Source organism: Streptomyces sp. NPDC054834, assembly GCF_053611185.1.
The window spans coordinates 227,293-253,087 of the sequence record NZ_JBSGZV010000001.1; the positions used below are offsets into that span (position 1 = coordinate 227,293).

At 71.3% G+C, this 25,795-nt stretch carries 21 protein-coding genes; 9 read left to right on the forward strand and 12 right to left on the reverse strand.

Annotated features, from left to right (window positions below; translation table 11 throughout):
* Positions 1-2 precede the first annotated feature (2 nt).
* Together ACWGJM_RS01030 and ACWGJM_RS01035 are read right to left on the reverse strand one after the other, a co-directional pair.
* Complete coding sequence (locus ACWGJM_RS01030; RefSeq protein ID WP_453409540.1) at positions 3-737, reverse strand: TIGR03943 family putative permease subunit; 735 nt, start codon at positions 735-737, stop codon at positions 3-5.
* Positions 734-1,741 (reverse strand): permease, encoded by a 1,008-nt coding sequence (locus ACWGJM_RS01035; RefSeq protein WP_453409829.1) that lies wholly within the window; start codon positions 1,739-1,741, stop codon positions 734-736. The genes ACWGJM_RS01030 and ACWGJM_RS01035 overlap by 4 nt, the downstream gene beginning before the upstream one ends.
* 121 nt (positions 1,742-1,862) lie before the next feature.
* Here ACWGJM_RS01035 and ACWGJM_RS01040 point away from each other — a divergent pair, with 121 nt between their 5' ends.
* Positions 1,863-2,258: a nitroreductase family deazaflavin-dependent oxidoreductase gene (locus ACWGJM_RS01040; RefSeq protein ID WP_453409541.1), complete on the forward strand. Its 396-nt coding sequence runs from the start codon at positions 1,863-1,865 to the stop codon at positions 2,256-2,258.
* A 6-nt stretch (positions 2,259-2,264) separates the two neighbouring features.
* Here ACWGJM_RS01040 and ACWGJM_RS01045 read toward each other — a convergent pair whose 3' ends face one another.
* The 7 genes from ACWGJM_RS01045 to ACWGJM_RS01075 all read right to left on the reverse strand — a co-directional run bounded on the left by ACWGJM_RS01045 (position 2,265) and on the right by ACWGJM_RS01075 (position 11,392).
* Entirely contained in the window at positions 2,265-3,716 is a 1,452-nt protein-coding gene (locus tag ACWGJM_RS01045) for an aldehyde dehydrogenase family protein (RefSeq protein WP_453409542.1), read from the reverse strand.
* Entirely contained in the window at positions 3,713-5,443 is a 1,731-nt protein-coding gene (locus ACWGJM_RS01050; protein WP_453409543.1) for an N-acyl-D-amino-acid deacylase family protein, read from the reverse strand. Before ACWGJM_RS01050 ends, ACWGJM_RS01045 begins: the two co-directional genes overlap by 4 nt.
* Positions 5,444-5,454: 11 nt before the next feature.
* Complete coding sequence (locus ACWGJM_RS01055; protein WP_453409544.1) at positions 5,455-6,573, reverse strand: LLM class flavin-dependent oxidoreductase; 1,119 nt, start codon at positions 6,571-6,573, stop codon at positions 5,455-5,457.
* A 110-nt stretch (positions 6,574-6,683) separates the two neighbouring features.
* On the reverse strand, positions 6,684-7,454 hold the full coding sequence (locus ACWGJM_RS01060; RefSeq protein WP_453409545.1) for an SDR family NAD(P)-dependent oxidoreductase: 771 nt from the start codon (positions 7,452-7,454) through the stop codon (positions 6,684-6,686).
* Between the two features lie 8 nt (positions 7,455-7,462).
* Positions 7,463-8,404 carry an LLM class F420-dependent oxidoreductase gene (locus ACWGJM_RS01065; protein WP_453409546.1) on the reverse strand — a complete coding sequence of 314 codons (942 nt, stop codon included), beginning with the start codon at positions 8,402-8,404 and terminating at the stop codon, positions 7,463-7,465.
* A gap of 118 nt (positions 8,405-8,522) precedes the next feature.
* The gene (locus ACWGJM_RS01070) at positions 8,523-9,992 is read right to left on the reverse strand and encodes a VCBS repeat-containing protein (protein WP_453409547.1); all 1,470 of its coding nucleotides are present in this window, start codon (positions 9,990-9,992) and stop codon (positions 8,523-8,525) included.
* A gap of 131 nt (positions 9,993-10,123) precedes the next feature.
* Entirely contained in the window at positions 10,124-11,392 is a 1,269-nt protein-coding gene (locus tag ACWGJM_RS01075; RefSeq protein WP_453409548.1) for an amidohydrolase family protein, read from the reverse strand.
* Positions 11,393-11,604: 212 nt separating this feature from the next.
* Between ACWGJM_RS01075 and ACWGJM_RS01080 the strand changes: the two genes are divergently transcribed.
* Positions 11,605-14,577, forward strand: coding sequence for an AfsR/SARP family transcriptional regulator (locus ACWGJM_RS01080; protein ID WP_453409549.1), 2,973 nt, complete (start codon positions 11,605-11,607; stop codon positions 14,575-14,577).
* A 201-nt stretch (positions 14,578-14,778) separates the two neighbouring features.
* Positions 14,779-14,988 (forward strand): hypothetical protein, encoded by a 210-nt coding sequence (locus ACWGJM_RS01085; protein WP_453409550.1) that lies wholly within the window; start codon positions 14,779-14,781, stop codon positions 14,986-14,988.
* Positions 14,989-15,140: 152 nt separating this feature from the next.
* On the opposite strand, the gene ACWGJM_RS01090 is transcribed toward ACWGJM_RS01085, so the two are convergent.
* A complete protein-coding gene (locus tag ACWGJM_RS01090; RefSeq protein ID WP_453409551.1) occupies positions 15,141-15,767 on the reverse strand; it encodes an ATP-binding protein in 627 nt (208 codons plus the stop codon).
* Positions 15,768-15,886: 119 nt separating this feature from the next.
* On the opposite strand from ACWGJM_RS01090, the gene ACWGJM_RS01095 reads away from it, so the two are divergent.
* The 3 genes from ACWGJM_RS01095 to ACWGJM_RS01105 all read left to right on the forward strand — a co-directional run bounded on the left by ACWGJM_RS01095 (position 15,887) and on the right by ACWGJM_RS01105 (position 17,909).
* Positions 15,887-16,738: a helix-turn-helix domain-containing protein gene (locus ACWGJM_RS01095; protein ID WP_453409552.1), complete on the forward strand. Its 852-nt coding sequence runs from the start codon at positions 15,887-15,889 to the stop codon at positions 16,736-16,738.
* Complete coding sequence (locus ACWGJM_RS01100; RefSeq protein ID WP_453409553.1) at positions 16,719-16,922, forward strand: DUF397 domain-containing protein; 204 nt, start codon at positions 16,719-16,721, stop codon at positions 16,920-16,922. The genes ACWGJM_RS01095 and ACWGJM_RS01100 overlap by 20 nt, the downstream gene beginning before the upstream one ends.
* A gap of 117 nt (positions 16,923-17,039) precedes the next feature.
* Positions 17,040-17,909: a hypothetical protein gene (locus tag ACWGJM_RS01105; RefSeq protein WP_453409554.1), complete on the forward strand. Its 870-nt coding sequence runs from the start codon at positions 17,040-17,042 to the stop codon at positions 17,907-17,909.
* A gap of 1,164 nt (positions 17,910-19,073) precedes the next feature.
* Here ACWGJM_RS01105 and ACWGJM_RS01110 read toward each other — a convergent pair.
* Positions 19,074-20,699 carry a FadD3 family acyl-CoA ligase gene (locus ACWGJM_RS01110; protein ID WP_453409555.1) on the reverse strand — a complete coding sequence of 542 codons (1,626 nt, stop codon included), beginning with the start codon at positions 20,697-20,699 and terminating at the stop codon, positions 19,074-19,076.
* 86 nt (positions 20,700-20,785) lie between these two features.
* Between ACWGJM_RS01110 and ACWGJM_RS01115 the strand changes: the two genes are divergently transcribed.
* The 3 genes from ACWGJM_RS01115 to ACWGJM_RS01125 are packed head-to-tail and all read left to right on the forward strand — an operon-like array spanning position 20,786 to position 23,163.
* Positions 20,786-21,952 (forward strand): lipid-transfer protein, encoded by a 1,167-nt coding sequence (locus ACWGJM_RS01115; RefSeq protein WP_453409556.1) that lies wholly within the window; start codon positions 20,786-20,788, stop codon positions 21,950-21,952.
* 7 nt (positions 21,953-21,959) lie between these two features.
* A complete protein-coding gene (locus ACWGJM_RS01120) occupies positions 21,960-22,367 on the forward strand; it encodes a Zn-ribbon domain-containing OB-fold protein (protein ID WP_453409557.1) in 408 nt (135 codons plus the stop codon).
* Positions 22,368-22,386: 19 nt separating this feature from the next.
* The gene (locus ACWGJM_RS01125) at positions 22,387-23,163 is read left to right on the forward strand and encodes an enoyl-CoA hydratase/isomerase family protein (RefSeq protein ID WP_453409558.1); all 777 of its coding nucleotides are present in this window, start codon (positions 22,387-22,389) and stop codon (positions 23,161-23,163) included.
* Positions 23,164-23,326: 163 nt separating this feature from the next.
* On the opposite strand, the gene ACWGJM_RS01130 is transcribed toward ACWGJM_RS01125, so the two are convergent.
* Complete coding sequence (locus tag ACWGJM_RS01130) at positions 23,327-25,687, reverse strand: outer membrane protein assembly factor BamB family protein (protein ID WP_453409559.1); 2,361 nt, start codon at positions 25,685-25,687, stop codon at positions 23,327-23,329.
* Between the last annotated feature and the right edge of the window lie 108 nt (positions 25,688-25,795).

Here is a 25,795-nt window from a genome sequence, read left to right on the forward strand (position 1 = left end):
AGTCACATGCCCGGCAGCGGCAGATCGTCCGTATAGCCGTTCAGCGGGCGCGGGACCTTCTTCAGGGTTCGGGCGTCGAGGGCGGCCGGGGCGGTGTTCGTGCCCAGGGTGCCGCCCGGGTGCCAGGTGCCCGTGACGGTGACCCAGGTGTTGGCGGAGGGGGCCTGGGTGCCGTGGACGCGCACCTTGACCGTCTGCGCGTCCGCCGCGCAGCACGAGATGATGATCCGGGTCAGGTACCAGCCGCCGCCCTTGCCCGCGGGCGTGACGATCCCCGTCATCCGTACGGTGCGGCCCTTGATGGCCTGCGCCCGGTCCTGCTGGACCCGTTGGGTGAAGTCGGTCAGCGTGATCGGCAGCGGGGAGGTCGCGGGCAGCGGGTCGAAGTGCGACTGCCGTGTGACCTCCTTGGCGGCCGCGTGGGAGGCGGTGTACGCGCCGAGGGCCGGCGGGGCGTAGAGGAGCAGGCTCAGCGCGGGGAGCAGCAGCAGCCATGCGGCGCGGGGGACCCCCGAGTGGTCGTGCCCGTGGTCCGCGCCCCCGTGGTCGTCCGCGTCCGGTCTCCGCCAGGACCACGCCTCCGCCGCCGCCAGTGCGAGCAGCACCACCCCCGACGCGACCAGCATCAGGTGCATGCCCGGCCGGACGTACCGCAGATACAGGTCGGTGAGGAGCGATGCGTACAGCACGCCCGCGCCGGTGAGCGCGAGCAGGATCGCGGTCAGCGGGCGTTTCACAGCAGGACTCCCCCGATCAGGGCGGCGCAGAGGACGGCGACCACGAGCGTGGCGGCGGAGAAGCGGACCGCGAAGGACCGGCCGAACGTGCCCGTCTGGAGGGCGATCAGCTTGAGGTCGACCATGGGGCCGACGACCATGAAGGCGAGCCGTGCGACGGGCGAGAAGCCGGTGAGGGAGGCGGCCACGAAGGCGTCGGCCTCCGAGCAGACCGCGAGCAGCACGGCCAGGCCCGCGAGGAAGAGGACCGACAGCCAGGGCGAGCCGGAGAAGGTGTCGAGGACGGAGCGCGGGACGGTGACATTGAAGGTGGCCGCCGCCATGGCGCCGACGACGAGGAAGCCGCCCGCGTGCAGGAAGTCGTGCTGGAAGCCGCGCCGGAACTCCGTCCAGCGGCTGTGGCCCGCCTGGTGGCCGGTGTGCCGGACGGCCGGCCTCAGCCACTCCTCGCGGCCCCGCCACAGCCACAGCCAGCCCATGACGGCGGCGGCGGCGAGCGAGGCGAGGAGCCTGGCCAGGACCATGGCCGGGTTGCCGGGGAAGGCGATGGCGGTGGCGGTCAGGACGACCGGGTTGACCGCAGGCGCCGACAGGAGGAAGGCGAACGCCGCGGCGGGCGTCACCCCGCGGCCGATCAGGCTGTTCGCGACCGGCACGGAGGCGCACTCGCAGCCGGGCAGCACGGCCCCGGCGACGGAGGCGACCGGGACGGCGAGCGCGGGCCGGCCGGGCAGCAGCCGGGTGAGGACCCGAGCCGGCACGAACGCGTTGATCGCACCGGACAGCGCCGTGCCCAGCAGCAGGAACGGCATCGCCTGCACGGTGACCGCGAGGCACACGGTCCGCCAGGCCTGTAGGGCCGGGCCCTCCGACCAGCGGCCGACGAGGACGATCGCCGTACCGGGAAGCACGGCCGCCGCGAGGAGAAGGAGCGGCCAGAAGCGGGGAGGAGCCGGGCGGGCGTCCTGCTCGGTGACCGCGGCTCCTGCCTCCGCCGCCTCCACCGGTTCCACTGTTTTCTGCACCCCAGCTCCCACCCCTTTGACGCCGGGTCGAACATAGCGTGGAAGCTGCACTTACAGGTCAAGCCCACCCCAAAGCCCGTTCCGAGGGAGCTTCTCGGCCATGTCCCGTCTCTCCGACCTCCGTTTCCGCGCCACCACCGGCTTCCAGCGCCACGTGGGCAATCCCGTGCTGCGCCGCCTCCCCTTCCAGACCGTGCTGGAGACCACCGGTCGCGCCTCCGGGCTGCCACGGCAGACCCCGGTGGGCGGACGCCGGGTCGGGGACTCCTTCTGGCTGGTTTCCGAGTTCGGGGAGAGGTCGCAGTACGTACGGAACATCAAGGCGAACCCGGCGGTCCGGGTCCGGATCGGGGGGCGGTGGCACACCGGCACCGCCCATCTGCTGCCCGACGACGACCCGGTGGCCCGGCTGCGCCACCTGCCCCGGATGAACAGCGCGGCGGTGCGGGCGCTGGGGACCGGCCTGCTGACCGTGCGGGTCGACCTGGAGCCGTGAGGCCCCTTACCCCGGCCAGACGATCGCCTGCACCTCGCTGTACGCGTGCAGGGCGTACACCCCCACGTCCCGGCCGACGCCACTCCTCTTGAACCCGCCGAACGGCGCCTCCATGTTGCGGCCGACCGTGTTGATCCCGACTCCGCCGGCCCGCAGCCGCCTGGCCACCCGGAAGGCCCTGGCCACGTCGCCGGACCAGACGTAGTCGATCAGGCCGTAGTCGGAGTCGTTGGCGAGGGCGACCGCCTCCTCCTCGTCGTCGAAGGGGACGACCGAGACCACCGGGCCGAAGATCTCCTCGCGGACCGCCCGCATGTCGTCGGTGCAGTCGGCGAGCAGGGTCGGGGCGACGTAGAAGCCGCGGTCGAGCGGCGGGCGTGCGCCGCCGGTGACCACCGTGGCGCCCTCCTTGCGGGCGAGTTCCACGTACGACTCCACGCGGTCCCGGTGTTCGGCGGAGATCACCGGGCCCACCACCGTGTCCGGTTCACTCGGCTCCCCCACCTTGAGCCGGCCCGCGTACGCCGCGAGTTCCGAGACGAGAGCGTCGTACACCGCCCGCTGCACCAGCACCCGCGTCGGTGCCGTGCAGATCTGCCCGCTGTAGAAGGAGAAGGTGGTGCCGATCCCCGCCACCGCCGACCCGAGGTCCGCGTCCTCGAAGACGACCGCCGCGCCCTTTCCGCCCAGCTCCATCAACTGCCGTTTCATGCCCCGCCCGCACACCTCGGCGATACGCTGCCCGACCGCCGTGGAACCGGTGAAGCTCACCATGTCGACGTCGGGCGAGGCCACGGTCGCCTCACCGACGGCCACCTCGCGGCCGGAGACGACGTTCACCACGCCGGGTGGCACCCCGGCCGCCTCCAGGGCCTCGGCCATGCGGTAGACGGACAGCGGGTCCTGCGGTGCGGGCTTGACCACGACCGTGTTGCCCATGGCCAGCGCCGGGGCGACCTTCCCGGCGGGGTTGGCCCACGGGTTGTTGTACGAGGTCACGCAGGTGACGACGCCCACCGGCTGGCGCACGGCCAGCGCGCCCATCACGCCGGCCTTGCCCATCGGGCCCGCCTCGTTGATCTGCGGCGGGATCGCCCATTCGGCCGGTTCCACGCGGGCGTACCGGCGGAAGCGGGCCGCGGCGACCCCGACCTGCATGGCGCGGGCGGTGCCGGTGGTGGCACCGGTCTCGGCGCGGGCCAGGTCGGCGTACGGCGCCAGGTGGGCGCGGATGTGGTCGGCGGCCCGGGCCAGGACCGCCGCCCGTTCCTCCGGCGGGGTGCGGGACCACGGGCCGAAGGCCTCGCGGGCCGCGGCGCAGGCCGCCTGTGCCTGCTCCCGCGTGGCCTCCGGTGCCCAGCCGACGGTCTCCTCGGTCGCCGGGTCGGTCACCGGGTAGTGGCCGGCGCCCGGCTCCACCCACGCACCGCCGATGAACAGCCGCTGGCCTTCGCTCACTTCGTGCTCACCGTCCGGGTGTCCCGCCCCGAGCGCAGCACCCTCCCCGGCACCGCCCCGGTCACCACGTCGTCCCGGATCACCTCGACCCCGTTGACCCAGACGGCCCGTATCCCGATGGCCTTGGCGTCCAGCCGGGGACTGTCACCCGGCAGGTCGTGCACCAGGGTGGCCTGGCCCGCGTCGATCCGTTCCGGGTCGAACAGGACGAGGTCCGCATGCCAGCCCTCCTGGATCCGGCCCCGCTCGCGCAGGCCGAAGAGGCGTGCCGGGTCGTCCGTCAGCATCTTCACCGCCTGTTCGAGACCGGCCAGCCTGCGCCCGCGCAGGCAGTCCCCGAGGAACCGGGTGGTGTACGGCGCCCCGCACATGCGGTCCAGGTGCGCGCCCGCGTCGGAGCCGCCGAGCAGTACGTCCTCGTGCTGCCAGGTCTCGGCCCGCAGCGTCCAGGACGCAGGGTCGTTGTCGGTGGGCATGGGCCACAGGACCGTACGCAGGTCGTCGGCGGCGCAGATGTCGACCAGGCAGGCGAAGGGGTCCTGGCCCCGCTCCTCGGCGATGTCCCGGACCACGCGCCCGGTCAGTCCGCGGTTGGCCTCGCTGTAGGTGTCGCCGATGACGTACCGCCCGAAGTTCGCCAGCCGCCGGAAGACGCCCGCCTCCTTGGAGTCGGCGCGGCGCAGCATCTCCGCCCGGACCTCCGCGTCCCGCAGGCGTGCGATCCGTTCGGGGACGGGCAGGCCGAGGATCTCGCCCCAGCCGGGGATCAGGTTCAGCGCGCAGAAGGTGCCGAGGGACATGTTCATCGGGGTGAGGATCGGCATGGTGAGCGCCACGACCCGGCCGCCGGCCTTGCGGGCCCGCTCGCTCGCCGACAGCTGTCTGGGCACGCGCTCGGGGACCGCCGCGTCGACGGTGAGGACGTTCCAGTTCAGGGGGCGTCCGGCGCTCGCGCTCATCTCCACGAACAGGTCGATCTCGGCGTCGCTGAACTGGTCGAGGCAGCCCGCGACGATCGCCTCGATCTGGGTGCCCTCGTGCTCGCCGACGGCCCGGGCCAGGGCCAGCAGTTCCCCGGGGCGCGCGTGGCGGGAGGCGACCGGTTGGCCGTCGCCGTCGGAGTGCGTGGACGACTGGGTGGTGGACAGGCCCCAGGCGCCCGCGTCCATCGCCTCGTGGAAGAGGCGGAGCATCTGCTCCAGCTGCTCCGCTGTGGGCTGCCCGCCGACCGCGTCCGGGCCCATCACGTACCGGCGGAGCGCGCAGTGCCCCACCATGAAGCCCGCGTTGACGGCGATCCGGCCCTCCAGGGCGTCCAGGTACTCCCCGAAGGAGTGCCAGCTCCAGGGTGCGCCCTCCTCCAGGGCGACCAGGGACATGCCCTCCACCTTGGACATCATCCGGCGCGTGTAGTCGGCGTCCTCGGGCCGGTCCGGGTTGAGGGGGGCGAGGGTGAAGCCGCAGTTGCCGGCGGCGACCGTCGTCACACCGTGGTTCAGCGACGGTGTGGCGTACGGGTCCCAGAAGAGCTGGGCGTCGTAGTGGGTGTGCGGGTCGACGAAGCCGGGGCTGAGGATGAGGCCGTGCGCGTCCTCACTCGTCCGGGAGTCCTCGGTGATCTCGCCGACGGCGGCGATCCGGCCGTCCCGTATACCGATGTCGGCGGTGTGGGCGGGGGCGCCCGTCCCGTCGACGACGGTCGCCCCCTTGATGACGTGGTCCAGCATCCCCCTGCCCCCTACGCCGCTTCCCGGAACCGGGTGGTCCGGTGGACCGGATCCGTGTCGATCTTCGGGATCACGTGCTCCCCGATCAGCCGGATCGTCTGGAGGGTCTCCTCCCTGGGCACCCCGACCGGCAGCCCGAAGCTGAGCTGATCGGCGCCGGCCTGCTCCCAGCGCTTGCACTGGCGCAGCACCTCGTCGGGGTCGCCGCAGATCAGCAGCTCCTCCTCGACGAGGAGTTCGACGAACTCGGGGGTGTACTCGGGCAGCGTCTCCGGCCACTCCGGGAAGCCCTCCGGGCGCGGGAAGGTGTCGTGGTAGCGGAAGACGAGGGAGGGCAGGTAGTGCAGGCCGCCGGCGGCCGCGATCCGGATCGCCTCCTCGTGCGTGGGGGCGCAGATGGCGGTGGTCGTCACCATCACGTTGTCGTTGACGAAGTCCCCGACGGGTTCCGCGTTGACGACCGCCGTCTTGTACTGCTCCAGCACCCACTCCATGTCGGAGACCTTCTGGATGCTGAAGCCCAGCACCCCGAGCCCCTTCTTCGCGGCCATGGCGTAGGAGGGCGGGGACCCGGCCGCGTACCACATGGCCGGGTGCGACTTCCCGTACGGCTTGGGGAGCACCTTCCTCGGGGGCAGTTGCCAGTGCTTGCCCTGGAAGCCCGTGTACTCGTCCTGGAGCCACATCTTCGGGAACTCGGCGATGGTCTCTTCCCAGATCTCCTTCGTGTAGTTCATGTCGGTGATGCCGGGCAGGAAGCCGAGGATCTCGTGGGACCCGGCGCCGCGCCCGCTGCCGAACTCGAAGCGGCCCTCGCTGAGGTGGTCGAGCATGGCGACCTTCTCGGCCACCTTCACGGGGTGGTTGACCTGGGCGAGGGGGTTGAAGATGCCGGAGCCGAGGTGGATGCGGTCGGTGGCGTGGGCGAGATAGCCGAGGAAGACGTCGTTGGCGGAGAGGTGGGAGTACTCCTCCAGGAAGTGGTGCTCGGACGCCCAGGCGTACTTGAAGCCGGACTTGTCCGCCTGGACGACGTACTCGGTCTCCTCCATCAGTGCCTTGTGCTCGGCCAGCGGGTCGGTCTCGGCTCGCTTGCCCACGTATCCCTGTACAAAGAGCCCGAATTCCAAGGCGGATCACCGTCCCTACACTTACTGACACACCGTCAGATTTCCTGCCGCCCGACTGTTGCACCGCCCGCATGCACCGTCAATAGCTGACGGCTCGTCAGATAGCTGGCTCAGATGACGCTGACTCCCGCCAGCCACCCGCCGTCGATCACGAACGGCTGCCCGGTGATGTACGAGGAGTCGTCGGAGGTGAGGAAGAGCGCCAGCCGGGCCACCTCGTCCGGCCTGCCGATCCGGCCCAGCGGCACGAGCCCCCGGTACAGCTCGTCCAGGGCGCGGGACGTCTCCTCGGCGTCGGCGTCCGGGTCCAGCCGGGCCGGGTTGGACATCGGGGTGTCGACGGCGCCCGGGCAGATGGCGTTGACGCGGATCTTCCGGTGCGCCAGCTCCAGGGCGGCGACCCGGGTGAGCCCGAGGACGGCGTGCTTGGTGGCCGCGTACGTGCCGACCGCCGCCATGCCGGTGAGCGCGGTGTAGGAGGCGGTGTTGACGATCGTCCCGCCCTCCGTCATCGCGGGCGCGACCGTCTTCATGCCGAGGAAGCAGCCGACCTGGTTGACCTGTACGACCAGCATGAACTCCTCCAGCGGAGTGTCCACCAGGGAGTTGAAGCGCAGGATGCCCGCGTTGTTGACCAGCCCGTCGACCCGGCCGTACGCCTTCCGCGCGGCGGCGAGGGCGGCCTGCCAGTCGTCCTCACGGCTCACGTCCAGGTGGACGTACGTCGCCCCCAGCTCCTTGGCCAGCGCCTCCCCCTGGTCGTCCAGCACATCCGATACGACCACCCGCGCGCCCTCCGCCGCGAAGAGCCGCGCCTCCTGCTCGCCCTGCCCGCGTGCCGCCCCGGTGATGATGACGACGCGTCCGTCCAGCTTGGCCATGTCTCTCCTCAGTCCAGTGCGGGGGCGACCTCGGCCCCGAAGGCGGCTATCTGATCGGTGAGTTCGGCGCGGCTCCGGCAGCGGAACCGCACCTGGATCTGGTGCACGCCCATCGCGCGGTACGCCCGTAGCGACTCGGCGAGGGCCTCGGAGGCGCCGGTGAGGGTGCGGCGGCCGGTGTCCCAGGCGGGCCGGCCGACGTAAAGGGGCTCGGTGATCGCGCCGATCGTCAGGGGCTCCTGGGCACCCGCCCGCTCCCGGAGCTCCCGGATCCGGGCGATCTGCGCGGGCAGCCGGCCCCGCGGATCCCCCTGCGGCAGCCAGCCGTCACCCTTGAGCGCGGCCCGGCGCACGGCGGCGGGCGAGGAGCCGCCGACCCACAGTGGGACCCGCGGCTGGTCGGGCCGGGGCCGCTGCCCGAGCCCCTCGAAGTCGTACTCCTTGCCGTGGTGCTCTGGGTACTCCTGTGGGCCCAGGGCCGCACGGAGCGCGTCGATCGACTCGTCGAGCAGGGGGCCGCGCCGCTCGAAGTCCACGCCCAGCGCCTCGAACTCCTCCCGCACGTGCCCGGCGCCCACCCCGAGGATCAGCCGCCCTCCGCTGAGGTGGTCGAGGGTGGCGTACTGCTTGGCGGTGACGAGCGGGTGCCGGAGGGCGACGACCGCGACGTGGCTGAGCAGCCGGACGCGTTCGGTGACGGCGGCGAGGTGGGCGAGGGTGGCGACGGGGTCGTACCAGACCGTGCTCATCGCGGGCGCGAGGCGGCGCGGGACGGCTACGTGGTCGCAGCAGGCGATGTAGGCGAAGCCGGCGTGGTCGGCGGCGCGGGCGATCTCGACGAGGTCGGCGGGGCCGGCGTCTGCCTCCCAGGACTCCGCGTAGAGGGTGCTCTGGGACTGGACGGGGAGCTGGATGCCGTAGGCGAGGCGCTGCTCGGGCAGGACGGGCACGATGACCCCCTCCGCAAAGAACTGACGGATCGTCAGACAACGACCGCTGGGCACATCGTCGTAGCTGACGACCCGTCAGACAAGGGGGACCGCAGAGATGGGGTCGGTACGGCTCGCGTCAGCGCGCGAAGTCGTCCCCGAAGTTGGCGTCGGTGACGGGCGCGCCGAGGGCGGCGGGTCCGAAGGAGACCGAGCCGGAGGCGGTCGGCCCGGTACCGGTGGAGCGGAATCCCCAGACGGCGCCGTCGAAGGAGTTCTCGCCGGAGGCGCCGACGTACAGGTCGGCCCTGCCGTCGTGGTCGGTGTCGACCAGCGCGGTGTGGCTGCCGAAGAAGTCGTTCTGCTCGGCGGTGCCGGGCACCCCCGCGGTGTTCTGGTTGAAGGACACGGCACCGGTACCGGTGAGCCCCGACGTGCCACCCCGTAGCACGGTGACGGCGCCCGCCGACTCGACGTTGCCGACGTCCTCGCCCGGGGAGCCCGCGGCGACGTCGGCGTAGCCGTCGCCGTTGACGTCGGCGACGGAGACGCCCCAGCCGAAGCCGTCGCCGACCTCGGAGGTGCCGGGCACGCCGGGCGTGTTCTGGTTGACGACCGTGGTACGGGAGGTGTCGGGCCCGTTCGCCGAGCCGTACACGACGCCGACCTGGCCGCCGATGCGCGCCGGGTCGACCTGGGTCTCCCCGGAGCCGTCGAGGGGACGCCCGATGACGAGGTCCGCGTACCCGTCCTTGTTCACGTCGCCGATACCGAGGCTCGAGCCGCCGGGAACCCGGCTGCCGTCGGCCTGCTTCAGGATGACCGGTGCGCTGAGGCCCTGCTTGGTGCCGTGCAGGTAGGACACGCTGTGGAGTTCGTCCTCCCCGTCCTCGCCGTAGTAGTGGATGAGTCCGACCAGGTCGGTGATGCCGTCATGGTCGACGTCTCCGGCGGCGATGTCGTCGGTGGCGTAGTCCATGTCGAACGAGACAGCGCCGGAGTGCGCGGCACCGGCGGTGCGGGTGAACGGCCCGTCCAGCAGGCGGGTGGCCGTGGCCAGGTCCAGGTGGCCGTCGCCGTTGAAGTCGCCGACGGTGGGCTGCTGGGCGTTGACCCGGTCGCCCTCGACGCCGGTGGCCACGGCCTTCCCGCCGGACAGCCCCTCCTTCCCGCCCCAGACGACGGTCAGCGTGCCCGCGTTCTGCACGGACCCGACGTCCTCGCCGCCCGCGCCGACGACCAGGTCCGCGTACCCGTCGCCGTCCAGGTCGCCGAGAGCCAGGCCGGAGCCGAACCAGTCATCGGCCTCGGCGGCGCCGGGTATGCCCGCCGTGTTCTGGCTGACGACCTGCCGGTGCTTGGTGTCCAGCCCCTTCGAGGAGCCGTACACGACGCTCACGTACCCCGCGCGGGCGTGCCCGCCGACCTTGCCATAGGAAGCGGCGACGGCGAGGTCCGCGTACCCGTCGCCGTTGAAGTCGGCGCGCACGCTCTGCACGCCGGCGGCCTGCGTGCCGGCGGCGTGCGCGCTCACCGGTCCGACGACGGCTCCGGCGACGGCCACGGCGGCCACGACTCCGAGGCGGGAACGAAACCTGCGCTTGCTCATATGGAACCCAACTCCCGTTTGCTGTCGGTCGGTCGACAGACGGGAGAACCAAGATCCCCTCGCCGTCGCCCAGTACGACTCGCCCGGCGGTGACGAGGTTGCACTGGAGGACGACGGGAATTCCCCGGGCGTTAACCGGCGGCTCCGCCGGGCCACAGGCCGTCCTCCGTCAGCCCCAGCAGCTCGATCGCGTTCCGCCGTACGATCCGCTCCACCACGTCGGCCGACAGGTGCCCCATCTGGGCCTCACCCACCTCGCGGGACTTCGGCCAGGTGGAGTCGGAGTGGGGGTAGTCGGTCTCGTACAGGACGTTGCCGAGGCCGATGGAGTCCAGGTTCCTGAGCCCGAAGGCGTCGTCGAAGAAGCAGCCGTAGACGTGCTCGGCGAAGAGCTCGGAGGGCGGCCGGTGCACCTTGTCGGCGACGCCGCCCCACCCCCGGTTCTCCTCCCACACCACATCCGCCCGCTCAAGAATGTAGGGAATCCACCCGATCTGCCCCTCCGCGTACATCACCTTCAGGTTCGGGAACCGCTCGAACTTGCCGCTCATCAGCCAGTCGACCATGGAAAAGCAGCAGTTGGCGAAGGTGATGGTGGAGCCGACGGCGGGCGGGGCGTCGGCGGAGGTGGAGGGCATACGGCTGCTGGAGCCGATGTGCATGGCGACGACCGTGCCGGTCTCGTCGCAGGCGGCGAGGAAGGGGTCCCAGGCGTCGGTGTGGACGGAGGGCAGACCGAGGTGCGGGGGTATCTCGGAGAAGGCGACGGCCCGGACACCGCGCGCGGCGTTCCGCCGGACCTCCCGGGCGGCGAGCTCGGCGTCCCAGAGGGGTATGAGGGTGAGCGGGATGAGCCGCCCGCGCGCCTCGGGCCCGCACCACTCCTCCACCATCCAGTCGTTGTACGCCTCCACGCACAGCAGGCCCAGCTCACGATCCTCGGCCTCGGTGAAGGTCTGCCCGCAGAAGCGCGGGAAGGTGGGGAAGCACAGGGCCGACTGCACATGGTTGACGTCCATGTCGGCGAGACGGGCGGGGACGTCGTACGAGCCCGGCCGCATCTGCTCGTACGTGATGATCTCCAGCTTGATCTCGTCCCTGCTGTAGCCGACGGCGGTGTCGAGGCGGGTGAGCGGCCGGTGCAGGCCCTCGTACACCCACCAGTCGCCGACCGGCCCCGCGTCGCCCGGGTCGCCCATGACGGGCTTGAACCGGCCACCGAGGAACGTCATCTCCTTCAGGGGGGCACGGACGATACGCGGCCCTATATCCTGGTATTTCTCGGGAAGTCGCTCCTGCCAGACGTGCGCGGGCTCCACGGTGTGGTCGTCGACGGAGATGATCCGCGGGAAGTCACCGGGGGCGTCGGGGGCGTCGATCCGGGTGTCTTGGGTGTCCATGGCGCCCACGTTAGCGCTGATCTGACGGACCGTCAGCTACCGTGCTCGGCCGTCTCCGATGACGGGGTCTGTGCGGATGTGTGCGGAGAGCATGTGAGGGGGTTGTGGACTCCAGTGAGTCGGCCTGTGATCGGCGTCTCCCACGGCTGACGCATCCGCCCTGAACAAGGCAAACTGACGGAGTTGTTCGGGATGCCTAGGGGGACCAACGCATGGACGGTGTACCGCGAGTACCGGAGCAGCGGCGCCCCGGCTCCTCCTCCGGGGAGCCGACGGCGCTGCGCTTCAGCGTGCTCGGTCCCGTGCGCGCCTGGCGCGGCGACGAGCCGCTCAGCACCGGCTCCCCCCAGCAGCGCGCCCTGCTCGCCGCCCTGCTGCTGCGCGAGGGCCGCACGGCGACCGCCGCGGAACTGATCGACGCGCTGTGGGGCCCCGAACCCCCCTCGCAGGCCCTCGCCGCGGTCCGCACGTACGCCTCACGGCTGCGGAAGGTCCTGGACCCGGGGGTGCTGGTGAGCGAGTCCGGCGGCTACGCGGTGCGCTCGCTCGGCGAGGGCGCGCTGGACCTCGCGGTCGCACAGGATCTGGCCGCGGAGGCGGAGAAGGCACGGAACTCCGGGGACCTGTGCCATGCGCGGGACGTACTGAACCAGGTGCTGGGCCTGTGGGACGGGGAACCCCTGGCGGGGGTGCCGGGCCCGTACGCGGACGCGCAGCGGGTCCGCCTGGACGAATGGCGCCTCCAACTCCTGGAGTCCCGCCTCGACATGGACCTGGAGCAGGGCTGCCACGCGGAGTCGGTGTCGGAACTGACGGCCCTCACCGCCGCCCATCCCCTCCGCGAGCGGCTGCGCGAACTGCTGATGCTGGCGCTGTACCGCAGCGGTCGCCAGGCGGAGGCGCTGGCGGTGTACGCGGACACGCGGCGCCTGCTGGCGGAGGAGCTGGGGGTCGACCCGCGGCCGGGACTGAAGGAGCTCCAGCAGAAGATCCTCCAGGCGGACCCGGCACTCGCCGAGCCCTCGGCGCCGGTGGCGGAACCGGCGGTGGTACCGGTGCGGCCGGCCCAGCTTCCCGCGACCGTCCCGGACTTCACGGGCCGCGCCGCCTTCGTAGGTGAACTGAGCGAGGTGCTGGCGTCGGCGTCCGAGGCCGACGGTGGCGGTGGCGGCCGGGTGATGGCGGTGTCGGCGCTGGCGGGGATCGGCGGCGTGGGCAAGACGACGCTGGCCGTACACGTCGCCCACCAGGCGCGGGCGGCATTCCCGGACGGACAGCTCTACGTCGACCTCCAGGGCGCGGGCGCGAGGGCGGCGGAGCCGGAGACGGTACTGGGCTCGTTCCTGCGGGCGCTGGGCACGGCCGACTCCGCGATCCCGGACTCCCTGGAGGAACGGGCGGCGCTGTACCGCTCGGTCCTCGACGGCCGCCGGGTGCTGGTCCTGCTGGACAACGCCAAGGACGCGGCCCAGGTGAGGCCGCTGCTGCCGGGGACCGAGGGCTGCGCGGCGCTGGTGACGTCGCGGGTCCGGATGGTGGATCTGGCCGGGGCCCACCTGGTGGACCTGGACGTCATGTCGCCGGACGAGGCGCTCTCCCTGTTCACGAAGATCGTGGGCGAGGAGCGGGTGGCATCGGAACGCGAGGCCGCGCTGGACGTGGTGGCGGCGTGCGGTTTCCTGCCGCTCGCGATCCGCATCGCGGCCTCCCGCCTGGCGGCCCGGCGCACATGGACGGTGTCCGTACTGGCGGCGAAGCTCGCGGACGAACGCCGCCGACTGGACGAACTCCAGGCCGGGGACCTGGCGGTCAAGGCGACCTTCGAGCTCGGCTACGGCGCCCTGGAACCGGCCCAGGCCCGGGCGTTCCGGCTGCTGGGGCTTGCGGACGGGCCGGACATGTCGCTGGCGGCGGCTGCGGCGGTACTGGACCTGCCTGCGGAAGACACCGAGGACTTGCTGGAGGCGTTGGTCGACACGTCGCTGCTGGAGTCGGCGGCACCGGGCCGCTACCGCTTCCACGACCTGGTCCGGCTCTACGCGCGTGCTTGCGCGGAGAGGGACGAGCAGCCGCCGAGCGAGCGGGATGCGGCGATGTCGCGGTTGCTGGACTTCTACCTGGCCACTGCGGCGGGGGTGTACGCGATCGAGCGGCCGGGGGACCGGCTGGTGGATCACCTCGAGCCCACCCGGCACCCGGGCCTGACCTTCACCGACTCCAAGGCCGCGGTGGACTGGTTGTACGCGGAAGGTGACTGCCTCCTGGCCTGCGTCCGGCAGAGCGCAGGACACGGCATGCTGCGGCGGGCGGTGGACCTGCTGTGGGTCGCCAAGGACCTCACGGAATCCGGGGCGAACTCCCACCGGTACGAAAGTACCGCTGTGGCCTTGCGGGACATGGCCCAGGAGATGGGCGACAGCCGTGCCGAAGGCCGCGCGCGCACCGCGCTGACCAATGCGCTGCTGGTATCCGACAAGTTCACGCAGGCCGATGAGGAGGCACGCCTGGCGATACTGCTCGCTCAGGAGTCAGGAGACCTCGCGCCCTGCTGCTGGGCTCCCAACGACCGGGGAATCATCGCCCTCTACCAAGGGCGCAACGACGACGGGGAGAGGCACCTCCAAGAGGCCATCGCCAATTACCGCGCGGATGGCAATCTGCCCGGCGAGGCCAGCGCGCTGTGCAATCTCTCCCGCATCCACGTCAAACTCGCGCGGCTCACCAGCGCGGTCGAGCTGGCAAGGCGGGGACTCGCCATCTACGACCAGCTCGGGCTGACCGTCCGTGTCGCCAACGCCCGCCTTGCCCTCGGTATCGCGCTCAGCGCCGCCGATCGTGGTCCGGAGGCTCTGGAGCAACTCCACGAAGCGCTCCGGCTGTTCCAGGAGAACCGGCAGCGCCTTTGGGAGGGCTCGGCCAACTTCCGTATCGCCGAGACCCATCTCGCCGCAGGGGACCACGCCTTGGCGGCGCGCCATGCCGAGCAAGCACTTGCCCTCCAGGTCATCGGAGGTGATTGGATGCGGGCCAACGTACTGACGACGCTCGGCCAGGCACTCGACCAGCTCGGGCAGACCGACCGGGCGAGGGCGTGCTGGAGCGAGGCCCTCACCATCCACGAGCAGTTCGGCGCCGCCGAGGCCGAGCAGGTGAAGGCGCTCCTCCGGCCGACCGCCGCCGCCTGATGGTTGCCTGACACGACGTTCATTGTTTGTTTATCGCCGGTCGCCATTCTCATACATGCCGGTCCGTCGCGTCGGGGGGCAGACGGCACGGCACTTGGCCCCACCGTTATGGTGAGCGGCCTTGACGCCCGTCCGGCGGTCCTCGGGGGAGTCGCCGGGCGGGCGGATCGCCCCACAACGCTCAACAGAAAGTTGCCGACGATGAGCGAGACCTCGAAGCAGCACAAGATCACCACGCTGGAGAACCACGCCGGCAGCCCGGGCGACGGCTCCACGGTGGAGCCCCTGGAGAACCACGCGGGCAGCACCACCCAGAGCGAGACCATCAAGCCGCTCGAGAACCACGCCGGCGTCGTGGAAGAGGGCATCGCGAAGACCCTCGAGAACCACGCCGGCTCCGAGAAGGCGTAAGGCTCTCGCACACGACGGGGGCTCGGCCGCGGCGGCGCGGAGGGGAAGCCGTCGCGGCCGAGGCGTGTAGCGCCCGCCGTAGGACCATGACATGCCCTGACATGGCATCCGTACATGACGAATGGGGCCGAGCTTGAGCTCGGCCCCATTCGTCATGTACCCAGCGACATCGGACCGCCCAGCTCGCACCACACGGTCTTGCCGGCACTCCCCTGCTCCACCCCCCACCGCAACGCCACCGCATCGAGTAGAGCGAGGCCACGCCCCTCCTCCTCGTCATCCGCCGCCCGCACGAGCACCGGCAGGGCTCGCGCGTCCGGGTCGGTGACCTCCACACGCACGCCGCCGTCGTCCGCGCGGGCCACCCGTACCCGGACCGGGGTGCTCTCCCCGACATGCCGGATGACGTTGGTGACGAGTTCGGTGACGCAGAGCTGGACATCGGCGCAGCGCGCGCCCAGGTGGCGGCGTACCGTGCGGCGCAAGCCCGCAAGCGCCTCGGGTACGGCTGGTAGCTCAACGTCCAGCGGTGGCGGACCCGGCATCCAACCGTCGCCTCGCAACACCGCCGCCAGCTTGTACGCCGTCGCGGCATTGCAGTTGCCGAGCGCGACCAGTCCCGCCGGAGGCCGGTACTCCGCCGCAAAGCTCGGCAGGTCCACCCGAAGGGAAGGCAGCGTGATGCCATGGGCGGCGAGGGCGTCGCGCAACTCCTCCACGCAGAGGGTCGTGTCGTAGACGCCGGAGCTGGGGGTGGGGGTGGGGGGTTGTGGGGGCACGGTCACGCACACCTTCCTGCGCTCTCTGTGACGAATCGATCACACAGTGACGTTGATCCGCGTACCGTTGAAGGGGTTTCGACTGCGCAAGCGCAAGTGGCAAACGGCGGTGACGTGTTGTGCCCCCACGCAAGGACCCCGACGCGTCCGCGAACGTCCCTTCCTTCTACGGTGCCGAGTTGCGCTACCAGCGCGAACTGGCCGGCCTCACGCTCGAACAACTGGCGGAGGGAAGCTTCCGAGGCGTGCCGTTCCTGAGCCAGATCGAGCGCGGTGAGCGGCGCATGCCGGTGGATCTGGCCCGGCACGTCGACAAGGTGCTGAAGACCGACGGCTTTTTCGAGCGGCGTTGTGAAGACGCCCGGAGGGCACGGCAGTCGGGGCATGCGGAGTACTTCGCGGATGTGGCGGAGATGGAGAAGCACGCGGAGACGATCGAGGAGTGGGCGCCGATGTTGGTGCCTGGGCTGCTACAGACGCAGGCATACGCGCAGGCCGTCGTCCACACGTCGCTGCCGTGGCTTCGACCCGAGACGGTCGACAAGCAGGTCCGAGCCCGTTTGACGCGCGCGGAGATCTGGGCGCGTGAAGAACACCCTGCGTACTGGGCGGTACTGCACGAGTCCCTGATCCGCAAGCCTCTCCTGACTCCGAAGGAGATGGCAGTGCAACTGGAGCACATCGCTCAGGTGATCCGCTCCACGCAGGGGGTTTTGCAGCTCCTCCCGGAAACAGCGCACACGCACCCGTTCATGATGGGCATGATGAAGGTCATGACCTTTCCGGATGCGCCACCGGTGACCTACACCGAGGGGCTCCACAACGGCCAACTCATCGACTATCCGGCGCTCGTGAAGGACTACCGCAGGTCGTACGATCTGCTCAGGGCCGCGGCACTCCCACCAGAGGCGTCCCTGGCCATGGTCGAACAAGCGGCAGAGGATTACCGAGATGGCAAGCACCAGGATTGACCTGAGCACTGCCTTGTGGCGCAAGAGCAGCTACAGCAACGGCAGCGGCGGTGATTGCGTCGAAGTCGCCGCCCCCCACCCCGACGTAATCCCCGTACGTGACTCGAAGAAGGCTCAGGACGGCCCCGTAATCCTCTTCCGTCTACCCGCCTGGGCCACCTTCCTCGGCTCCCTGAAGGACTGACCCCGCCGGTTATCCACAGGCCAAGCAGCAGGCTGGAGATTCTGCGATCTTGGCCGGGTGGAGCGGACGAACTTACACGCGCTGACGGAGAGAGGCATCCTTCTCACCTCGCGGGCCGTGGCAGCCGGCTGGCCCCGGCGGAACCTCACACGTGCGCTACGGGCCGAGGGCTGGACCCAGATCCGGTACGGTGTCTGGGCCGAGCCGGGACGGGACCCGGACCTGCTCACCCGGCTGCGGGCGGTACAGCTACTCGAACCCCAGCTGGTCGTCAGCCACCGCTCAGCGGCGGCGATCTGGCGGATCGAGACCCTCACCGGCGTCTCAGGGGCGCCCCTGGAGTTCACCGACCCGCAGCTCACCCTCCACCGCGGGGGCAGCAGCGTGCGCGTACACCGGCTGCCGCTCGGCCCGCAAGACGTGTGGGAGCGACAGGGGCTGCGGCTCACGCCCCCGACCCGCACACTCGTCGACCTCCTCCGAGGCGGCCCGAGGGACGAAGCGGTCGTCGCCGTGGACTCCGCTCTCTCCGTGCGGAGGGTCGGCGGGCTCCGCCGCCTCCCGATCCTCAGGGCGGACGCGATCGTCAACGCCCTCACGGCAACGTCGCGGGGTGCGGTCAGGGGCAGCGAGTGGTTGCGGTTGACCGATCCGCTCGCCGGATCACCTGCCGAGACCATGGCCCGACTGCGCATGTACGACGCCGGACTCCGCCCCGAGAGCCAGGCGGAGGTACGTACCCCAGAGGGCCGACGCCGCTACCTCGACTTCCTCTTCCGGAGGGAGGGGTTGGGGGTGGAGATCGAGGGATACGCCTACCACGGCACCCGCGACTCCCACCGACGGGACATGGCCCGCTTCAACCAGATCCTCCAATGCCCGGAAATTCGCAGGCTCCTCCGCTTCGGCGCAGAGGACGTCTTCCACCGGCCTGGCTACATGCTCGAGGAGATCCGGGCCGCCCTGGGTGCACTGGCCGCCGTTTGAGAAGTGACCGTGGGGCCGCCCGCTTCTTTTGCAGTGTCGTGATTCCGCGATCCGAGTAAAGGGCGCTGCGTTCCGCTTCGCTGCACTCCGCGTCGCCTGCGGCGATCGGCCTTGCGGCCGACCCTTGACTCGGCTCGCGGAATCCCGGGGGAGAAGCGAGCGGGCAGCCCGGGGAAAGCGGGGCCCGAGGTCGGTGTTCCCTTGGGTGGGCTGGGCTGCGGGGCGGGGGTGGGGGGCGCGATCGCGCCTCGCCTGCACGCCGGGCCGGCTTAGCGGCGATCGGTGAGTGGGGAGTTGGGGTGCGCGCGTGCGGTGCGTGGCGGCACGCCGGGCGGGCTTAGCGACTTGCGGTTGGTGCTGGGTGATGGGTGGCGTCGGTGCATGGCGGCGTCTCGTCCCTGGACGGGGCGTGGGGCGGACCCAGAGGTTGGTGGTGGCTTTCGGTCGGCTTGGTGCCTCTCCCGGGCGAGGGACACCTTCCAGAAGGGGGCAATTCGCGCATGGAGATGGGGTGCTGGGCGTAATTGGCAGACATGGGCCACGCCCCAGCTCAGTGACCTACGGTTTCGTCGTCCACCCCTGTCCCATATCAGCCAATTGCCAAATATTTGTGACTCCTGAGGCCAGTGTGACAGCAGTGCAGTGGTACTACGGCTAGGTGGCGGTGGCTGCCCCGCCCCGCCGTCCGCCATCCGGCCATCCGACCGTCCGCCATCCGGCCATCCGGCGGTCCGCCGTCCGCCACCAACGACCACCCACCACCCACCACCCACCACCCACCACCGACCACCCACCACCGACCACCGACCACCGACCGCAAGTCGCTAAGCCAGCCCGGCGTGCCCCCGCCCACCCGGCGCGCACCCCAACCCCCCACTCACCGATCGCCGCTAAGCAGACCCGGCTTGCAGGCGAGGCGCGTTCGCGCCCCCCACCCCCCGGCCCGCAGCCCGGTCGGCGCAAGGGAACACCGACCTCGGCCCCCGCTTTCCCCGGGCTGCCCGCTCGCTTCTTCCCCGTGATTCCGTGGGCCGAGTCAAGGGTCGGCCGCAAGGCCGATCGCCGCAGGCGACGCGGAGTGCAGCGGAGCGGAACGCAGCGCCCTTTACTCGGATCGCGGAATCACGACACTGCAAAAGAAGCGGGCGGCCCCACGGTCACCGATCAACCGGCGTCGAGCTCGCCCGCCCGAAGCTCCCCCTTCACCACCTTGCCGCTCGCATTCCGGGGTAGCTCGCCCACGAACTCCACCACCCTGGGCACCTTGTAGTTCGCCATCTCTCGCCGCGCCCAGGCGATCAGGTCGTCCCCGGTCACCACCGACCCCGGCCGCCTGACCACGTAAGCCTTGCCCACCTCCCCCAGTCTCGCGTCCGGGATTCCGATCACCGCGACGTCGGCCACGTCCGGGTGCAAGCCCAGGAGTTGCTCTATCTCGGCCGGGTAAGCGTTGAAGCCGCCGACTATGTACATGTCCTTGATGCGGTCGGTGATGCGGAGGTTGCCGGCCTCGTCCAGGACGCCGACGTCGCCGGTTCGCAGCCAGCCGTCGCCCGTGATCGCATCCGTCGTCGCCGCCTCGTCCTCGTAGTAGCCGCGCATGACGTTGAAGCCTCGGACCAGGACCTCGCCCGGGGTGTCGGTGGGGACCGGTGTGCCGCCGGTGTCCATGATCTTCACCTCCGTCCCGGGTATCGCCCGCCCCGAAGTGGACGCGATCACCGACGGGTCGTCGCCTCGGCGGCACATGGTCACGATGCCGCTCGCCTCGGAGAGGCCGTACGCCGTGAGGACCGTGCCCACGCCCAATTCCCCGCGCAGGCGTTCCACCAGGCGCAGGGGCACCACCGCCGCGCCGGTCACTACCAGCCGGAGTGCCGAGAGGTCGTGCGTGTCCCGTGCCGGGTGGTCCAGGAGGGACTGGTGGAGGGTCGGAGGGCCTGGCAACACCGACACCCGTTCCGCGGCTAAGTTCGCCAGCGCCGTGTCCACGTTGAAGACCGGCTGGGGGATCATCGTCGCGCCGCGCATCAAGCACGCGATCACGCCCGCCTTGTAGCCGAAGGTGTGGAAGAAGGGGTTCACGATCAGGTAGCGGTCGGACGCGCGCAGTCCCGCCAGCTCCGCCCAGATTTCGTATGCCCGCAACGTCTGCTCGTGGGTGATCATCGCGCCCTTGGGGCGGCCGGTGGTACCCGATGTGAAGATGATGTCCGACAGGCAGTCGCCGTCGACCTCGTCGGTCCGTCGGCGGACCTCCGTCTCCCCCGTCCCCTCTCCGCTCGCCAGGAAGTCCTTCCAGGTGCGGAATTCGGGCGGGGCGTCGTCCGAGAGCACCACTACCTGCTCCAACCCGGGCAACCCCGGCAAGGGGCCAACGCCCGCGCCAACACCCCCGGCCCCCACCCCCACCCCCGCCGCCCGCCTCAGCGACGCCACATACGACGTGCCCAGGAACGTCCCCGTCACGAACAGCAGTCGCGCCCCGCTCCTCCCCAGCACGTCCGCCGCCTCCGTGCCCTTGAAGCGGGTGTTCAGGGGGACCAGGACCGCGCCCGCCGAGACCGCCCCGAGCGCCGCGACGATCCAGTCGAGGGAGTTGGGGGCCCATATCCCCACCCGGTCGCCCACCGTCACACCGTTCGCCATGCAGGCCGCCGCCGCTCGCTCCACCCGGGCGCCCAACTCCGCGTACGTGATCCTCGTACGGCCGTCCACCACCGCCTCGGCGTCCGCGTACCGCTCGGCCGACCACCGAACCAGGTCCGGAATGGTGTCCCAGTCACCCACAGCAGACCTCCTGACACGCATAGCTGACTGACCGTCAGATTAGCTGTAACCTGACGGGCTGTCAGCAGAAGAAGGGTGGGTGCACCATGGCAGGCACCATGCCAGGACCAGGGCTGAAGGACGCCACCGCCATCGTCGGTATCGGGCAGACCGCCTTCGCCAAGCGGCTTCCCGAGGACGAGAAGACCCTCGCCTGCCGTGCCGTCCTCGCCGCCCTCGACGACGCCGGGATCGCCCCCGGCGAAGTCGACGCCCTCGCCTCCTACACCATGGAGGAGACGGATGAGGTCGAGCTCGCGAAGGCCGTCGGGTTCGGGGATCTCACCTTCTTCAGCAAGGTGGGGTACGGGGGTGGCGGTTCCTGTGCCACCGTCGCGCACCTTGCAGCCGCGATAGCGAGCGGCCAGGCAACCGTCGGGGTCGCCTGGCGGTCACGGAAGCGCGGGAGCGGGCCGCGGCCCTGGACCAATACCGCCGTGCAGCTGCCCACTCCCGCCCAGTGGACCCGGCCCTTCGGCCTCCTTCGGCCCGCCGACGAGATCGCCATGCTCGCGCGGCGGTATATGCACGAGTACGGCGCCACCCGGGATCATCTCTTCAATGTCGCCCTCGCCTGCCGGAACCGGGCGAATCAGAATCCGGCGGCCGTGATGTACGAGCGGCCGCTGACCCGCGAGATGTACATGACCGCCCGGTGGATCAGCGAGCCCCTCTGCCTCTTCGACAACTGCCTGGAGACGGACGGGGCCCTCGCCTGCGTGGTCGTCAGCAGGGAACGCGCCCGGGATTGTCGCCGCACCCCCGTCTACGTCCACTCCGCCGCGCAGGGCCTCCCCGCGCAGCACCACGGCATGGTCAACTACTGGAACGACGACCCCCTCACCGGGCCCGCCTGGACCGCCGCCCGGCATCTGTGGAAGCACGCGGACTTCACGGCGGAGGATGTCGATGTCGCTCAGATCTACGACGCGTTCACAGCCCTCATACCGCTCTCCCTGGAGGGGTACGGCTTCTGCGGGAGGGGCGAGGGTGGGGCGTTCACCGAGGGGGGTGCCCTCGAGATCGGGGGGCGGCTGCCCGTCAACACCGGTGGGGGTGGGCTCTCCGAGGCCTACGTGCACGGCTTCAACCTCATCAACGAAGGCGTGAAGCAGCTGCGCGGGACCAGTACCGCGCAGGTGCCCGGCGCCGCCACCTGCCTCGTCACCGCCGGGGAAGGGGTCCCTACGTCCGCGCTGCTGCTGAGGAGTTGACTGCCCTGTGTTGAGTCCTGTCATCGACACCGACGGCGCCCCCTTCTGGCGGTACGCCGCCCAGGGCGAGCTGCGTGTCCAGACCTGCGCCGACTGCGCGGAGGTCCGTTTCCCGCCCCGCCCGTGCTGTCCGCACTGCCAGTCCTTCGCCTGCGAGTGGCGGGTCACCTCGGGGCGCGGGCGTGTGTGGTCGTATGTCGTTCCGCATCCACCGCTGCTGCCGGAGTACGCCGAGCAGGCACCGTACAACGTGATCGTGGTGGAGTTGGAGGATGCGCCGGGGGTGCGGATCGTCGGGAATCTCGTCGTTCGTGCCGGGGCGCCGCTCAACTCCCTCGACCCGCGGGCGGTGCGGATCGGCGCCCGGGTTCAGGTGGTGTTCGCGGACGGGCTTCCGCAGTGGGTCCTGACGTGAGCTCCGTGCGGATGTGCGGATGAACAGCCTGCGCCTCGAGGTCGACAAGGGGACGGGGGTCGCCGTCGTCACCCTGGACCGGCCCGAGCGGCTGAACGCGATCGATCTGGAGATGGTCCGGGAACTGCGGGCGCTGTGGGGTGAGTTGCGGTTCGACGACGGGGTGCGTGCCGTCGTTCTCACCGGGGCGGGTGAGCGGGCGTTCTGCACCGGGATCGACCGGGACGTGGTGGTGCCGCAGCCTTCGTCGCCGTACATGCAGGACGATCCGTTGCTGATGGTCGGGCCGAAGGCCAACGATCTGTGGAAGCCGGTCGTCGCCGCCGTGCGGGGCATGGCCTGTGGTGGGGCCTTCTATCTGCTGGGCGAGAGTGAGTTCGTCGTCGCGGACGCCACGGCCGTGTTCTTCGATCCGCACACGACGTACGGGATGGTCAGCGCGTACGAGTCCGTGCTGATGGCGCAGCGGATGCCGTACGGGGAGGTCGCGCGGATGGTGCTCATGGGCAACGCCGAGCGGATCGGGGCCCGGCGGGCGCATGAGATCGGCCTCGTTTCGGAGGTCACGGAGGAGGGGCGGGCGCTGGAGGCCGCGGTGCGGTGTGCCGGTGTCATCGCCGGGTGTCCGACGGAAGCCGTGCAGGGGACCGTACGGGCGTTGTGGGCGGCTCGGGAGGCGGCGCGGGCGCCGGGGTTCGCGCAGGCGCCGCAGCTGATCGCGCTGGGGAATCTGCCGGGCGAGCGGCAGGCCGAGTTGTTCGCCGGCAGACGGCGGAACGAGCCGCGGATACGGTGAGTGACCGTCTGGCGGGAAGTGCGCACCGGGCGTAGCGTCTGCTGTGAGAGCGAGGAGCCCTCCCCGGAGCGACGGCCGCCGTCCGCAGCCCCTTCCGTGCGACTACTGGCACGGCGGCCGTCCCGGAGGGTCATCCAGGTCAGGCCGCCCGCCCGTTGCGGTACTAGGTCGTCCGTGCGGTGCCCGTTCCCTTCTCCGCGTCCAGCGCGTACACGCAGCGGTCCTTGCTGCACGCGTACACCACGCCGTCCTTGACCACCGGGGAGCCGGTGATCTCGCCGCCGGTGGCCAGTTTCCAGCGGAGGCGGCCGTCGTCGGCCTTGAGGGTGTAGAGGAGGTGGTCGGTGGAGCCGAAGTGGATGCGGCCCTCGGCGACGGCGGGGGCGCCCACGACGTCGCCGCCCGCCTGGAAGCGCCACTTGGGGGTGCCGGTGACGGCGTCCAGGGTGTAGAGGCCCTTGCCGCTGCCGACGTGGACGTGGCCGGCGGCGACCAGGACCGGCTCGATGGAGGCGCGGGACTCGGTGGCGATGCGCCAGCGGTCGCGGCCGTCGGTGGCGTCGAGGGCGTAGACGGTGCCGAGGTAGTCGGCGAGGTAGATGCCGCCGCCGGTGACCGCGGGGCCGGGGGCGAAGGTGGGCGGGCAGAGGAAGGCGGCGGGGGCCTCGAAGTGCCAGCGCACCATGCCGTTCACCACGTCGATGGCGAGGACGCGGGTGCCGGCGGAGACGTACACGTAGCCGTCGGGGGCGTGGGTGAGCCGGACCGGTACGCCGCCGCAGGAGGCCGCGTCGCCGATGGGGTACGACCAGCGCTCCTCGCCGGTGCGGGCGTCCAGGGCGCGCAGGCGGGCGTCCTGCCAGACGAAGGCGGTGCCGTCGTGCAGGGCGGGGCCGGCCTCGGGGGACTCGAAGTCGGTCTGGCAGCCGGTGATCTCCCACAGCTTCTGGCCGCTGGAGGCTTCCCAGGCCTGGACGCCGCCGCCGCGGGTGCCGGTGACGACGGTGCCCCGGTCGGCCTGGAGGGAGTACACCCAGGCCTCGGTGGACAGCCGCCACAGGTCGGTGCCCTCGCGGCAGTCGAGGGCGAACAGGGTGGGTCCGTCGGAGGCGTGGATGCGGCCGTCGGCGACGTCCATGGACCAGGCGACGTCCCGGGTCTTGAAGCGGCGGCGGCCGGTGGCCACGTCCAGGGCGTGCACCTCGAAGGAGGTGACGTAGACGAGGTCGCCGTCGACGGCCGGGGTGCCCCAGACATCGTTGGACATGCGGAAACGCCAGGGCCGCCAGCCGCTGGCGGTCTCCGGGGGCGGGGGCGCGGGTAGGGCGGGGTCGGCGCCGTTGACGCCGGGGCGGGGGCGGGACCAGCTGGCGACGAGGCCGGACTCGGGAGGGGGTGCCTTGACGGCGGCGGCACGGGTGTCGGTGACGCGCGGGCCGGGGCCGATGGGTACCTGGGCGCCGGCCAGCCGGACGGGGCCGGCGTCGGGGGCGCCCGTGGGGGCGGGGGTCGCCGCCGGGACGGGGCCCGGGCCGGCTGTCGGGACGGCGGGGTCGTACGCGGGCGGCGGGGGCAGTGCGGGGCGGCCGCCGCTGCGGGCGCCGGACGGGGACGGCTTGCCGGCGGGGCGGCCGTTGCGGCGGCCCTCGATGAGGGCGACAGCCTTCTCGGGCAGCCAGGCGGAGGCGGTGCCGCTGTCGTCGGAGCCGGAGCCGAAGAGGTGGGGGGCGAGCTGGGCCTGGAGGTCGGCGGGGTTGGGGCGGCCCGTGGCCTCCATCTGCATGCAGGACTCGATGAGCGGGCGCAGCTCGTCCGGCAGGCCTTCGAGGTCGGGGCCCTCGCGCAGCAGCATGAAGACGGTCTCGACCGGGTTGGCGCCGTGGAAGGGCGGGTGTCCGGTGGCGGCGAACACCAGCATGGAGCCGAGCGAGAAGACGTCGCTGGCGCCGGTGACGCTGCGGGAGTCCTTGGCCTGCTCGGGGGACATGTAGGCGGGCGTGCCGACGGCCACGTTCGTCATCGTCAAACGTGTGTTCGAAACGCCGGACGCGATACCGAAGTCGATGACCCGGGGGCCGTCCTCGACGACGAGCACGTTGGACGGCTTGAGGTCGCGGTGCACGAGCCCGGCGCCGTGGATGGACTGGAGCGCCTCGGCGACGCCCGCCGCGAGCCAGCGCACCGCCTGGGCCGGGAGCGGCCCGCAGTCGTTCACTATCTCCTCGAGGGAGGGCGCGGGGACGTAGGCGGTGGCCAGCCACGGCACGGCGGCGCGCGGGTCGGCGTCGACGACCGCGGCCGTGTAGAAGCCGGAGACCGCCCGGGCCGCCTCCACCTCACGCGTGAAGCGGACGCGGAACAGCTGGTCCTCGGCGAGCTCCGTGCGGACCGTCTTGATCGCCACGCGCCGGCCGGACGCCGAGCGCGCGAGATAGACCAGCCCCATGCCGCCGGCACCCAGTCGGCCCAGCACCTCGAACGGCCCGATGCGCCGCGGATCGTGCTGCGTCAGCTGATCCACCACTTGCCTGCCACCTCCCCGTACGAGCCGCGTCACCCACATATGTACGCGACCCCGTGCAGCGTCTCACCACCGCACCGCCGCGGCGGTACGCACCCCGATTCTTCCTGG